Origin of the sequence: Roseobacter insulae, from assembly GCF_019375555.1 — a bacterium.
GTDB lineage: Bacteria > Pseudomonadota > Alphaproteobacteria > Rhodobacterales > Rhodobacteraceae > Roseobacter > Roseobacter insulae.
Map to the genome: position 1 here is coordinate 35,153 of NZ_JAHXDN010000004.1, position 13,114 is coordinate 48,266.

The following is a 13,114-nucleotide window of genomic DNA, read 5'->3' on the forward strand; positions in this document are numbered from 1 at the left end:
TCATGTTGCCCACCGCCCACAAGATTGTCCCCGAGTGCCAGCGCGCCTCCGATCACGTCACGCTGGATTACGACGCCCGGTTTCTGCGCCGCAAGGTGCTGACAACCGCGACAGGCACGCAGGTGCTGGTGGATTTACCCAAGACGACATCGCTGGCAGACGGCGATGCCCTGGAAACCACCGGCGGCATCCTGATCGGGATACGGGCGGCCCCAGAGCCGTTGCTGCAAATCACCGGAAAGGATCTGCACCGTATCGCCTGGCATATCGGCAACCGCCATGCACCCTGTCAGATCGAGCAGGATCGACTGTTGATCCAGCGGGACCACGTGATGGCACAGATGCTTACCCAGCTCGGCGCGGACATCCGGGAGGTGGTCGAGCCGTTTACCCCCGAGGGCGGTGCTTATGGTCACGGTCGCACGCATGGGCATGATCACGATGCCCAGCACGGACCCAGCCCAGCCCACGGACATACGCATGACCACTGATGCGGTCCTGACATTGACACAGTGGTTGTCTCCCGGTTTCCCGGTGGGGGCCTTTGCCTATTCGCATGGGTTGGAGACGGCGATCGAGACCCAGAAGATTACCCATGCAAAGCATCTGGAGAGCTGGCTGACCGATCTTGTATGCCATGGCAGCGGGTACGCTGATCTGGTCATCCTTGCCGCCGCCTATCAGGCCGATGACGACATGCTTGCCGAGGTCGACGCAACCGCACGTGCTTTTGCCGCCAGCGCCGAACGTCTGCTGGAAACCGAACAGCAGGGTGCGGCTTTCGCCCGGACGTTGGACGCTGTTTGGAAAACCCGCATCGGTCCGTTGACGTACCCGGTCGCGGTCGGGCGGGCTGCGCGGCTATTGAGGCTGCCGCTTGACATCACCGCCCGGATGTATCTGCACGCCCTTGTCGCCAATCTGATCTCGGCGTCGGTGCGCCTCGTTCCGCTTGGCCAGACCGAAGGGCAAGCCGCATTGGCCGCGCTTTCCCCGCTGATACGCAGCACGGCAGCCAAAGCCCTGAAGACGCCGCTACCCCATCTTTCGTCGCAGTGTTTCGCGCTCGACATCGCAGCCATGCACCATGAAGTTCAGTATTCAAAGGTATTTCGCACATGACATCTCCAAACGGTCCCCTGCGCATCGGAATTGGAGGCCCGGTGGGCGCAGGTAAAACCACGCTGACCGCCTGCCTCGCCCGCGCGCTGGCGCCGCATCATTCGATCGGCGTGATCACCAATGACATCTACACGCAAGAAGACGCCGAGGCGCTGATGCGGATGCAAGTGCTGCCACAGGACCGCATTATCGGTGTCGAAACCGGCGGGTGCCCACATACCGCGATCCGCGAGGACGCGTCGATCAACCTGGCCGCCGTGGCCGAAATGGAAAAACGCCACCCCGACGTCGAAGCGATTCTGATCGAAAGCGGCGGCGACAACCTCAGCGCCACCTTCTCTCCAGAGCTGGCGGACGTGACGCTTTACGTCATTGATGTTGCGGCGGGCGAAGAGATTCCGCGTAAGGGCGGGCCGGCGATTACGCGCTCGGATATTCTGATCATCAACAAGACCGACCTCGCCCCGCATGTTGGCGCGTCGCTGGACGTGATGGAGCGCGATGCAACGAGGATGCGGGCGGGGCGGCCCTTCGTGTTCACGGCGCTACGGCACGGCGACGGCGTTGCGGCGGTCGTGGACGGCTTGCGCAAGATCTCCGGCCTTGGTCTGGTGACGGGTTGATCCGCCGCGGCGCAGTTTAACGGCGATCGAGCGCACGGGCCGCCGATTTGATCGCCGCACGGATACGCGGATAGGTGCCGCAACGACACAGGTTTCCGTTCATCGCGTCGTCGATCTCCGTATCCGTAGGATCGGGCGTGAGATCGAGGAAAGCGGCCGCCTGCATGATCTGCCCCGACTGGCAATAGCCGCATTGCGCCACCTGATGGTCGATCCATGCGACCTGCACCGCATGCAGGCCGTCGGGTGTCCCCAAACCTTCGATGGTCGTGACCCTGCCCTCCACCTCCGCAGCCGCCACCTGACAGGATCGTACCGCCCTCCCATCCACATGCACGGTGCAGGCGCCACATTGCGCGACGCCACAACCGTATTTCACGTCGGTGATGCCGAGCGTGTCGCGCAGCACCCACAAGAGCGGCATCTCAGCAGCCACATCCACATCATGCACAGTGCCGTTTACGGTGAGTTTCATGGGCCATATCCTCGCGACAGACGCCCATAACCTAGTGCCGCGATGCAAGATCGACAATGCAATCGCCGCGTCACGGCCGCCAAATCATCCCGAAAGAGCCCAGGCGTGCCTGCTTCTGACTCTGCAGGTATCGGATCGGTGCGCTGATGGAGTGCGATCCGGCCTATGCGGCGCGGCTCTTGTTGCGGCAAAAGCAGGAGGCGTGAATGGGCACCGTGGCGCGTGCCACTGCCGGATCGAGTTGCAACTTGATATGGCGCGCCTCCGTCAGGGCACCCCGCTGGACAAGACATTCGTGCAAGCCATGCAGCGACCAGACGTTCCGGGGATGCTGACAGGCGCGCGCCAACGTTTCGTCCAGCCCCAGATCCGCGCGGTAGACGGCCTCGGCCTCGTCGTATCGTCCCATTTCCATCAACAATGCCCCCAAAGCATGGCGCGTGGGCTGCATCCACCCCCACGGTTCGTCGTAAAGCAGGCCATCGTCCAGAGCGACCGATCTTCGCAAATGTGCGATGCCCACCTCCTGATCGCCTGACTTGAAGGCCAATTCCCCGTCCATCATCGCTTCGCCAACCTTCAGGACATCCGAGGCAAAATTGTTGAACACCATCCGGCTTTCTTGCATGGCCTCGGCGGTCTCGACGGCCTGTGCACGTTCGATCTGTGCCTCGTCGATCCGGCCCAGGTTGGCCAGCGCAATGGTGCGGGACTGCCGCATGGCGGCGGTGGTGTAGCTGTAAAGTGCCGGGTCTTCGGGCAATGGCGTGTCCAGAATGTCCTGCCACATGCCGAAACGGACCATGACGTGAATTTTCTTGCCCCAGAAGGATTCAAAGAGATCGGGCAGATAGCGCACCACCCGGTCGGGCAACATCTGGATCAGCCTGTCGGATGCGGCAAGCGCCCTCTCGAGCTGCCCCATGAACATCGCGCCATAAGCCTCGAAATGCACGTTGTGAATCCGGTAGACGGTGTAGAAGTTTTCCGCGCCCGCCAGTTCCTCGTATTTTCGATCCACCTCCGCCGCATGGGCGTTGCGCGCCACCACGTTCTGATAGTCACCGCACAGCACGTCGATATGCGTCGCCATATGCACCAGATGGCCGCTGTCGGGAACCAGATCGATCAGCCGGTCGCCGTGCCGCAGCGCTCTTTCCGGAAAGGGCGACATCTCCATGAGATGAATATACATGTGCAGCAGACCCGGATGGTCCCAAGCGCCGGGCAATGTGTCGAAAGCTGTCTCCAGCGCCGCCTGCGCTTCGAGTGTTGACGCGCCCTCGCGTGGCTGGCCACTGGGCAGGTCCCACAGCAGCCACGGCGTGCGGTTCATCAGGCTTTCTGCAAACAGACACACCACGTCAAGATCGTCCGGATGGGCCGCATAGACCCTGCGCATCGCATCGGAAAACGCATCGTTCCAAGGCGCATAGTCCTCGACAGTAGGGTCATCGGGAAAGCGGTCGGCCAGGGCATCGATCAGCGCCGTTTCAACCGGCTGCAAGCTGGGTCTGAGCGCGCGAGCGGTTTGCAAAGCCTCGCGGGCTCTTTGCAAAGTGGTCACCCGCTCCTCCGGCTCGAAAAATTCCCACGGTTTGTTATAGTTCGGCCCGACAGCATAGGCGATACCCCAATGCGCCAGCCCGCAATCCGGATCCACCTGAACAGCTTGTTCAAAACAAGCTGCCGCGGCCTCGTGATTGTATCCGTAAAGCCAGATCAACCCGGATGTAAAATGTTGTTGTGCCGCCGCGGACGACGTCGTCACGGGTCGCGCGTACCGGCCAAGATCAAAACCGTCCACTGTAATCCCCCTCGCCTGTTCTATGCATATTTAGCAAACCACGCAGATTCGAGAAAGCCGCGCACCCTTCACCCACCGCCGACGATTACGCTGTCCACTTGTCACGCAAGCTGTCGATCTCGGCAGAGGAGAAAAACAGGCGCATCCACGGCGTGTCGTAATAGAGGTCGATCAGGTCTTGTGGCAGGCGCAAATGGCTTTTCACGCGGTCATAAAGATCAGCGCTTTTGCCATGCGCCCGGCTGTTGCTGCGGCGCAACGCGAGCGGCACGCCCGTGAATTCCGACAGGCGACCGATAGCGTCATTCAGGCGGTCCGTGCGTAGAACAAGCAGGTGCCCTCCCGTGATCTCGTACAGCCCGACGCCGACGTCCCTGTCAAACCCGGCGGCGCGCAGATCGGCGCCATGCACCCCGACAATTTCGTCCTCAAACCACGCATCGAGGCGCAATTCAGCGCATTTTTCCTCAAGGTTCCGTGCGATGCGTGCCACCAGCGCAGAGCCGTCCAGCCCGTCTATGCCGGATATCTGCGGCACCTGGAAATTCGCAGACACAACCCGTGCGATCGGGTCCCGAACCATTGTCACGACGCGCAAGGGGCGCGAAAGGGTAGGCAAGCACTGCCTGAGCTGGGTTTCGAGATGGTAGTGTAGCGGGAGCGCTGACCCGGTGTTGGAATAGCGCTGGAAAACGATTTCGTGGCGCTCCCCCAGAAAATGCACCTTGGGGACAATAACCCGGGCGGCGGCAAGCGCCTCTTCAACACTCGTGGTGCCTGACTTCGGCTGGCTGTGGATCAGCAGGGGTGTCGCCGCCCGCTGAAACCCTGCCATTTGCCGCCGCGCGCGCAGACGACGCACAGATGTGCGCAACAGGCGTAGCGGCGCAGGCTCGGCCCGCCCGTCGATTGAAGGACGCGACCCAATCGGCCCCTCTGAATTGCGTGAAATCGTCAGAATTCGACCACGGCGCGGATGGATTTGCCTTCGTGCATCAGATCGAAGCCATGATTGATCTCATCCAGTGTCAGCTTATGGGTGATCATCGGGTCAATCTCGATTTTGCCATCCATGTACCAGTCGACGATCTTGGGCACATCCGTGCGCCCCTTGGCCCCGCCAAAGGCGGTCCCGCGCCACACCCGGCCTGTCACCAGCTGGAACGGGCGGGTTGAAATCTCGGCACCGGCGGGGGCCACCCCGATGATGATGCTTTCCCCCCAGCCCTTATGCGCTGCTTCCAGAGCGGTCCGCATGACATTGACGTTTCCCGTTGCGTCAAAGGTGTAGTCGGCCCCGCCCCCGGTGAGTTCGACAAGATGAGCGACCATGTCACCCTCAACCTGCGACGGGTTGACGAAATCGGTCATACCGAAATGCCGGCCCATCGTTTCCTTGTCGTCGTTAAGGTCGACGCCTACGATCTGATCCGCACCCGCGAGCTTCAACCCCTGAATGACGTTCAGCCCGATACCCCCCAGACCGAATACAATCGCGCGGGAACCGATCTCCACCTTGGCGGTATTGATCACCGCCCCGATGCCCGTTGTGACGCCGCAGCCAATGTAGCAGATCTTGTCAAAGGGCGCGTCCTTGCGGACCTTGGCAAGCGCGATCTCGGGCACAACCGTGTGGTTGGCGAATGTGGAACACCCCATGTAGTGGTGGATCGGCGTACCGTCGAGCATCGAAAAGCGGGTGGAACCGTCGGGCAGCAGCCCCTGGCCCTGCGTGCTGCGCACTTTCTGGCACAGGTTCGTTTTCGGATTGAGACAATACTCGCACTCCCGGCATTCCGGGGTGTAAAGCGGGATGACATGGTCGCCCACTTCAAGTGTCGTCACGCCGTCGCCCACTTCGATCACCACCCCGGCACCTTCGTGGCCCAGAATGGCCGGGAAGATGCCCTCGGGGTCATCGCCGGACCGGGTGAATTCATCCGTGTGGCACAGACCTGTGGCCTTGATCTCCACCAGCACTTCGCCCGCGCGCGGGCCTTCGAGGTTCACCTCCATGATTTCGAGCGGTTGTCCGGCAGCAACGGCAACGGCGGCGCGGGTTTTCATCATGGCGGGGTCCTCCTGACTGTGATCTGACACGCCCAGAGAAAGGCCATTCCTTGTGTTGTCAAGAGAAAGACCCATCCGGCCGGATTTGATCTTGGCAAACCGAGGCTGGGTAATGCGCCTTAAACTGGATAATTTTCCCTGATACGCCGCGATTTTGAGAATTTTCACCCTTGCGGACATTTTCCTGCATGAAACGGAGCATCCTTTTTCGCGTGTCTTGAAGGATAATGCGCGCGTCCCCACGCCCAACACAGGACCAGACTGATGAGCCAGCACCCGCGCCAGCTGCCCGACTACGCGCTTGACGACAGATATACCAAAACCGAAGGCCGGGTCTTTCTGACCGGCACCCAGGCCCTTGTCAGGGTCATGCTCGATCAGGCGCGACGGGACCACGCGGCAGGACTGAACACGGCCGGGTTTGTTTCCGGCTACCGTGGCTCGCCGCTGGGCGGCGTGGATCAGGAATTGTGGCGCAACGAAACGCGGCTGAAAGACGCGCGTATCACATTCATGCCTGCCGTCAACGAAGACCTCGGCGCCACGGCCGTCCTGGGGGCGCAGCAAGCAAGTCTTGATCCTCATGCCGACGTCGAAGGCGTGTTTTCCATGTGGTACGGCAAGGGTCCGGGCGTGGACCGGTCCGGGGATGCGCTGAAACACGGGAACGCCTACGGCTCCGCCCCGAAAGGCGGTGTTCTAATTGTCGCGGGTGATGATCACGGCTGTGTTTCGTCTTCCATGCCGCACCAGTCCGATGTCGCGTTCATGGCTTGGTTCATGCCGACGCTGAACCCTGCCGGCGTGGCGGAATACCAGGCCTTCGGGGAATACGGGTTTGCCTTATCCCGGTTTTCCGGCACCTGGGTCGGCTTCAAGGCCATTTCCGAAACCGTCGAAAGCGGTCAGTCGGTGGAGATCACGCCAGACCGCGTGTTTCGATATCCGGAGTTCACCGCCCCGCCGGGCGGGCTGCATGTCCGGGTGGCGGACCTGCCGTCACCGGAGATCGAAACACGGATCAAGGCCAAGCTCGATGCTGTTCAGGCCTTTGCTGAAGCCAACCCGATAGACCATCCGGTCTATGGGATCGAGAAAGCAAGCTTTGGCTTCGTCAGTACCGGCAAGGGCCATCTCGATCTGATGGAAGCGTTGCGTCTTTTGGGAGTGGACGAAGCCCGCTGCCGCAGTCTGGGTATCGACATCTACAAGGTCGGAATGGTCTGGCCACTTGCGCATCACGCGGCGCTCGATTTCGTGACCGGCAAACGCGAAGTCCTCGTGATCGAAGAAAAGCGCGGGATTATCGAGTCGCAGTTCAAGGAGCATTTTTACGACTGGCCCGGGCGCAAACCCGACCGGATGGTCGGAAAATACGATGAAGACATGAACCCGCTGGTGCCATGGACAGGTGAATTGAGTCCACGGGCCTTGCTGCCCATCATCGCCGCACGGCTGCATCGCTTTTTTCCCAACGAGGGGTTTGTCGAAAAGGCGCGTACCCTCACCGAAACTCAACCACCGGTTCTGCGGGTCGAAGGGGCCAGCCGGACACCATACTTCTGCTCCGGTTGTCCGCATAACACCTCGACCAAGGTACCCGAGGGTTCCAGGGCGGCGAGTGGTATCGGCTGCCACGTGATGGCCTCATGGATGGATCGCGAAACGCTGGGCTATGCGCAGATGGGGGGTGAGGGCGTCCCGTGGATCGCCACATCGCTGTTCAATGGCGGCAAGCATATCTTTCAAAATCTCGGGGAAGGCACCTGGTATCATTCGGGCAGCCTCGCCATCCGGCAGGCGGTCGCCGCGCGCACCAACATCACCTATAAAATTCTCTACAACGATGCGGTCGCCATGACCGGCGGCCAGCCTGTCGACGGTCCGGTGTCGGTTGCCGGGATTGCGCAGACCTGCCGTGCAGAAGGCGTCGAACGGATTGCCCTGGTGTCCGATGACATCAGCAAATTCGACCGAAAGGATTTCCCCGGCGGTATGAGCTTTCATGACCGGTCCGAAATGGACGTTCTGCAGCGCGAGTTACGCGAGATTCCCGGCGTTTCCGTTCTGATCTACGAGCAGACCTGCGCCACCGAAAAGCGCCGGAAACGCAAGCGCGGGCAGCTTCCGGAGCCGGACAGGTTTGTTCTGATCAATGATCTGGTCTGCGAAGGCTGCGGCGATTGCTCGGTCGAAAGCAATTGCCTGAGCGTCGAACCCTTGAAAACCGAGTTCGGGACCAAACGAAAGATCAATCAGTCCAGCTGCAACAAGGATTTTTCCTGCCTGAACGGTTTCTGCCCCAGCTTTGTCACCGTGGAGGGCGCACGGCGGCGGAAAAAATCGGGCATGGATGTGACTGCCTTTGCGTCAAGCGCCGAACTGCCCGAGCCGACGATCCCGACTTTGGACGCGCCCTATGACCTTCTGGTCACCGGCGTTGGCGGCACTGGCGTGATTACCGTGGGTGCCTTGATCTCCATGGCGGCGCATCTTGAAGGCAAGGGATCGAGCGTATTGGATTTTACCGGCTTTGCCCAGAAATTCGGAACCGTTCTGGGCTACGTGCGCCTGGCGCCTACACCCGACGCGGTGCATCAGGTGCGTATCGATGCTGCCTGTGCCGATGCGGTCATAGGCTGCGATGCCGTGGTCTCTTCCTCACCGAAGGCTTCTGCCCATTACCGTCACGGCACCAAGGTCGTGCTGAACCGCGCCGAGATGCCCACCGGCGACCTTGTGCTGAACCGCGACGCGGAATTGCATATCGCGACGCGGGAGAAGGTGATTGCCGACGCCGTGGGCAGTGAAAACCTTGCGGCATTCGACGCCAACGCCCTGGCCGAAGGGGTGATGGGCGATTCCGTCTTTGCCAATGTCATCATGCTCGGTTTCGCATGGCAACGCGGCCTCGTTCCCGTGGGGCTGGACGCCCTGAGCCGGGCAATGGAGCTGAACGGCGTCGCGCCGGAGCGCAATCACATGGCCTTCACCTGTGGCAGGGTCATGGCGGTATCGCCGGAAAAATTCGCCTCGTCCGCGCCGTCTGATCCGCAACGGGAGGACAGCCTTGAAGCGGTGCTCGCCCGGCGGATGGCGTTCCTGACCGACTATCAGGATGCAGCCTACGCGGCACGCTATCGCACCGCACTGTCGCCGCTGTCCGATCTGCCGGAGGAGGTGCAAATTCTGGCCGCGAAGTCGCTGTTCAAGCTCATGGCTTACAAGGATGAATACGAGGTGGCACGGCTGCATGGCCTTCCTGAATTCCGGGAACGCTTGCAAAGGGAATTCGACGGAAACTTCAGCCTGCGCTACCATTTGGCGCCCCCCCTCCTGTCGCGCACTAAAGATGGGCGTGGTCGCCCCGTGAAACGGTCTTTCGGGCCGTGGATGGCAGGGGTATTTGCAGTGTTGGCGCGCATGAAAGGCCTGCGCGGCAGCTTCGCGGACCCCTTCAGATTCCAGTCCGATCGCAGGATGGAAGTTGCTCTGATCGCATGGTTTGAAAAACTGATCTCGCAGGTGCCGGAGATATGGCAGAGGGGCGATCATCAACTGGCGGAAAAACTGATGTCCGCCCCCATGGACATTCGGGGTTACGGCCCCATCAAGGAACAGGCCGCGCAAAAGACAAGACGTGACGTCGAACGGCTACTGGCGAGCGCTTCGCAGTAGTCTTTCATGTCGCCCCCGGAAGTGCCGGTCCGCATTTCGGCTGACATCCATCGCAGGCGACATGCCGCCGGACGAACCGTGCCCTTTCCCGGCCGCATCCTTAACCGTCGAAAAGCTGGTCTCTCTTGCCTGCAGCATATGCACCCATCTCGTCAAACTGCCGGGCATTCGCCTCCGGGTCGGCTCAATGATGATCGACCCATGTATGTAAACGCTTGCATGCGCGAGAAAATGGCCTTAACAGTGCGCGGGAGATTATGGGGTTTGGGACCGGGGAGAGTCTCCAAATTCCACTTCGGGGGAACGGCCCCTTTCGGTTCGCCGGTTCAGGGAAGACCTTCCCCCGAAGACTTATCTGCCTTGTCGGAGCTCATTTGCAGGAACTCCTTTCAGCCGCAAAGCGGGCGGCGGGTGAATGGTGATCCTGCGGTTTCTCATCGCAGACGTATCGAATCTGACCAGACAGTACAGTGTTAGTGTTGGTGAACGAAGAGAAGGCTCGAAAACTTCGATCCCAGTGGCCTCGCACCACAAGCTCTGGCATGACTCGATGGGCCGATGCTGATGCCAGATAGTGTCAAGGTATCGGGACCACACACTCGCAATCTGGTATTTGCGGTCCGACGTCGCCGCGCGCGAGTGTGCCCGAAGGCATCTCCCAGACATTGCTGTTGGTGGAGGCGGCAATGGTTGCCCATCAGCCTCTGCCAGCATGCGCCCCGACTGCGGGAAAATCTTTGCGCAACGCTCCAGTGTCTCTCCATGCTCCTGCGCCAAGATGCCGTTGCAAGCTGCGTGGCGATGCTCACGCGCAGAGTGGTCTCACCCGCATAAATGTTCCGCGCCCTTACTGATCCAATTGCCTGCCCGGGGTACTCAGACGATCTTTCGGAAGGCGTTTTGACGGGCACGCACCGTGTCGACACCGGCGGCAGCGCCGCCATTTTCGGATCTCATGGTCTCGAACTGCCGAGCGCCGCAGCCGTCTTGACACTGGTCATTCCAAAGCTGATCCCGGTCCGCCCACACGATGCTGCGGGTTCAAGTATCATCATGACTTAAAAGACTTGCGTCAGGGGTACTCTCTGCGCCCGGGTGCGTGCCTGACATACCGATGCCGGGAGGCACCTCAAACATGCATCACCATCGCCTCCACGGAGAAGTGCAGGTGATTTCTGTCCACGCTTGCGTAAACGGCGGGGTGACCCGGCCGCGCCCGCAATGCGCGGCAGGGATGGAGCGTTACTTATCGGTCGATAATCCTGGCGATACGCACGGCGATTGCCCGGCTTGCTTTTCTTGAAGGGTGAATCCGGTCGCCGGAATGAAACGATCGATCTCCATAAGGCACAAGATCCTGCAAGGACACGAAATGCACACCACTGTCGGCCTGGGCCATCTGGGAAATCCGGCTTTCCAGTTCATTTCCCTCGTCGCGGCAGTGTTCGATGATCGATCCGACCCCCGGGCTTCGCAGATAGCCAACGTAGATGACCTGTGCGCCGGTTCTGCGCAAACTGCTCACAAGCCGCGCGATCTCGCCGCTGCGACCGTCTTTGCCAATCATGCGGTTCATTTTGGAATCACAGCGGCTGCAGCCACATCCGAGCCACAAATCGTTCCCCCCGCCGTTGAGAATGATCCAGTCCCAGTTGCCGGGCGCATATTGCTTGGAAATATTCAGGCCCATCGCACCGGTAATCGGCAGATGATACAGCATCCGCGCACCCACAACCGACCGGTCAATCACTGGCTCGTTCAGGATTTGCTCAACATTGTCTGAAATGCCGCTGTCCTTGCCCGCATGCCACGCCATCATGGAATCGCCCATCGCCAATATCCGCGCGGACTTCCCCTTGGGCACCGACTCACCGCACCCCATCAGTATCAGCGCAATCACACCCAACTGAATCAAAAGAAACTTCATTTCCCCAAACACCCTGAATATTTACACCACAACGCAGCGCCAGAAAGCATCTGCGTCCCGGTATGAACCGTACAATGCACATTCTCAAAAGCCGTTAACAGCGGCAGAAATTTCAAGCGGACTTCCTGATACCTTATCTAAAAATGCGCGGATAAACAGCGTTGACGGCAGGAAGAGACGCACAAAGAAGGCAAATCGGGAGCAGGCAAACACCTGTGAGCGACCAGCCCACGCGCCCGGACGAAATCTTATAATGCCCGCGCGCCACCCCCGACGAAAGCATGAGGTTCACGCGAGGGCATCCCACGGCACAGATGCCATCAGCGTCAGGCGGGCATGCGAAAGGTGTTCTTCGAATTTGTCCAGCGCACGTTCTGGAATATTGTCGGCAACAGCGTCGATGACTGCCAGATGCTGATGCGCGGCCACGAGGTTGCGTTCACGTTCGTCTTTCTTGTTCCATCGATAGTGATAGTGGAAAATCACCGAGATCAGCGCGAAAAAATCATCCACGAAGCGATTGTCCAACTGGTCGATCCAGACCCGATGAAACCGCTCGTCCAACCGGGGAAAGTCCAGATACGCAGTCTCGATCTGGTCCACGATGCGATGGTGTTCCGCGGCAAGCTCAAGCAAGGCAAGATGTTCGGCACTGTCCGGTCCCGCCTGCAAAAAGGCCTTGAAAGCGCGGCGCTCAAACATCTCCCGAACGTCGAAAAGCTCCGCAGCGAATTTGCGGGTGAACCCGCGTAACACCCAAGCACGGTTCGGCTTTTTTTCGATCAGTCCAAAGCGAGAAAACCGGATCAGCAGTTCCCTTACAACGGAGGTGCTGGCCCCGAAAGTGCGCACAAGCTCCGCTTCGCTCAGCATCGTCCCCGGTCTCAGATCACCGCCCAGAATGAATTCCATGAATTTGGTTTCGACCCGGTTGCTGGTGGATCTGGTCTCCTCCGCCGAGAAGAAATCGCGCGTTGCGGGTTTGCGCAGAACAGTTTTTCTGCGCCCCAGCCACGAGATCACACCCGTTTCATCCAGTTGGGTCAGAACCGCCCTGACCGTCGTGCGGCTGGTGCCCCATGTGTCGGACAGAACGTTTTCAGTGGGCAGAGTTTCCCCGACGCCCAAGTCCGACGCAAGTGTCAGCGCGCGGTTAAATGTCTCTTTGTAGGTGCTGTTGTCCCGTGTCATCTGATCCCGGTTTTTGGCCTTCGCCGTCATTAAACCACATTACTACAAACGCCGCATAGGCCTTCGCGCCCGCGCGTCAGCAGAACGCTGCGATGAACAGGGTGCCGCGCGAGCGTCATTCACGATTGCGTCCCGCCATGCACATTGCGCTTCTGTCGTCACCGAAACGCCATTGAACGAATATGTTATCGTTAACACTTGACAGATGTTATCGGTAACGT

At 60.0% G+C, this 13,114-nt stretch carries 10 protein-coding genes; 4 read left to right on the forward strand and 6 right to left on the reverse strand.

The window, feature by feature from the left end; genetic code table 11:
- Positions 1-2: 2 nt before the first annotated feature.
- The 3 genes from ureE to ureG are packed head-to-tail and all read left to right on the forward strand — an operon-like array spanning position 3 to position 1,745.
- Entirely contained in the window at positions 3-491 is a 489-nt protein-coding gene (gene ureE / locus KX928_RS14405; protein WP_219503972.1) for an urease accessory protein UreE, read from the forward strand.
- Entirely contained in the window at positions 481-1,122 is a 642-nt protein-coding gene (locus tag KX928_RS14410; protein ID WP_219503974.1) for an urease accessory protein UreF, read from the forward strand. Before ureE ends, KX928_RS14410 begins: the two co-directional genes overlap by 11 nt.
- Positions 1,119-1,745, forward strand: coding sequence for an urease accessory protein UreG (gene ureG / locus KX928_RS14415; RefSeq protein WP_219503985.1), 627 nt, complete (start codon positions 1,119-1,121; stop codon positions 1,743-1,745). The genes KX928_RS14410 and ureG overlap by 4 nt, the downstream gene beginning before the upstream one ends.
- A 16-nt stretch (positions 1,746-1,761) precedes the next feature.
- Here ureG and KX928_RS14420 read toward each other — a convergent pair whose 3' ends face one another.
- From KX928_RS14420 to KX928_RS14435, 4 genes are all read right to left on the reverse strand, one after another.
- A complete protein-coding gene (locus tag KX928_RS14420; RefSeq protein WP_219503988.1) occupies positions 1,762-2,220 on the reverse strand; it encodes a (2Fe-2S)-binding protein in 459 nt (152 codons plus the stop codon).
- Positions 2,221-2,383: 163 nt separating this feature from the next.
- Positions 2,384-4,027, reverse strand: coding sequence for a tetratricopeptide repeat protein (locus KX928_RS14425; protein ID WP_219503990.1), 1,644 nt, complete (start codon positions 4,025-4,027; stop codon positions 2,384-2,386).
- A gap of 85 nt (positions 4,028-4,112) precedes the next feature.
- A complete protein-coding gene (locus KX928_RS14430; protein WP_219503993.1) occupies positions 4,113-4,862 on the reverse strand; it encodes a putative capsular polysaccharide synthesis family protein in 750 nt (249 codons plus the stop codon).
- A 119-nt stretch (positions 4,863-4,981) separates the two neighbouring features.
- On the reverse strand, positions 4,982-6,094 hold the full coding sequence (locus KX928_RS14435) for an S-(hydroxymethyl)glutathione dehydrogenase/class III alcohol dehydrogenase (RefSeq protein ID WP_219505066.1): 1,113 nt from the start codon (positions 6,092-6,094) through the stop codon (positions 4,982-4,984).
- A gap of 267 nt (positions 6,095-6,361) precedes the next feature.
- On the opposite strand from KX928_RS14435, the gene KX928_RS14440 reads away from it, so the two are divergent.
- Positions 6,362-9,775: an indolepyruvate ferredoxin oxidoreductase family protein gene (locus tag KX928_RS14440; RefSeq protein ID WP_219503996.1), complete on the forward strand. Its 3,414-nt coding sequence runs from the start codon at positions 6,362-6,364 to the stop codon at positions 9,773-9,775.
- A gap of 1,246 nt (positions 9,776-11,021) precedes the next feature.
- Here the strand turns inward: KX928_RS14440 and KX928_RS14445 are convergent.
- Together KX928_RS14445 and KX928_RS14450 are read right to left on the reverse strand one after the other, a co-directional pair.
- Positions 11,022-11,702, reverse strand: coding sequence for an SGNH/GDSL hydrolase family protein (locus KX928_RS14445; RefSeq protein ID WP_219503999.1), 681 nt, complete (start codon positions 11,700-11,702; stop codon positions 11,022-11,024).
- A 288-nt stretch (positions 11,703-11,990) separates the two neighbouring features.
- Positions 11,991-12,923: a GntR family transcriptional regulator gene (locus tag KX928_RS14450; RefSeq protein WP_257883810.1), complete on the reverse strand. Its 933-nt coding sequence runs from the start codon at positions 12,921-12,923 to the stop codon at positions 11,991-11,993.
- Positions 12,924-13,114: the final 191 nt, after the last annotated feature.

Bases quoted from the DNA above. Each gene is read 5' to 3' on its own strand.
- KX928_RS14435 (WP_219505066.1), bottom strand. From the start codon at position 6,094: ATGAAAACCCGCGCCGCCGTTGCCGTTGCTGCCGGACAACCGCTCGAA.
- KX928_RS14440 (WP_219503996.1), top strand. From the start codon at position 6,362: ATGAGCCAGCACCCGCGCCAGCTGCCCGACTACGCGCTTGACGACAGA.
- ureE (WP_219503972.1), top strand. From the start codon at position 3: ATGTTGCCCACCGCCCACAAGATTGTCCCCGAGTGCCAGCGCGCCTCC.
- KX928_RS14445 (WP_219503999.1), bottom strand. From the start codon at position 11,702: ATGAAGTTTCTTTTGATTCAGTTGGGTGTGATTGCGCTGATACTGATG.
- KX928_RS14420 (WP_219503988.1), bottom strand. From the start codon at position 2,220: ATGAAACTCACCGTAAACGGCACTGTGCATGATGTGGATGTGGCTGCT.
- KX928_RS14450 (WP_257883810.1), bottom strand. From the start codon at position 12,923: ATGACGGCGAAGGCCAAAAACCGGGATCAGATGACACGGGACAACAGC.
- ureG (WP_219503985.1), top strand. From the start codon at position 1,119: ATGACATCTCCAAACGGTCCCCTGCGCATCGGAATTGGAGGCCCGGTG.
- KX928_RS14430 (WP_219503993.1), bottom strand. From the start codon at position 4,862: ATGGCAGGGTTTCAGCGGGCGGCGACACCCCTGCTGATCCACAGCCAG.
- KX928_RS14410 (WP_219503974.1), top strand. From the start codon at position 481: ATGACCACTGATGCGGTCCTGACATTGACACAGTGGTTGTCTCCCGGT.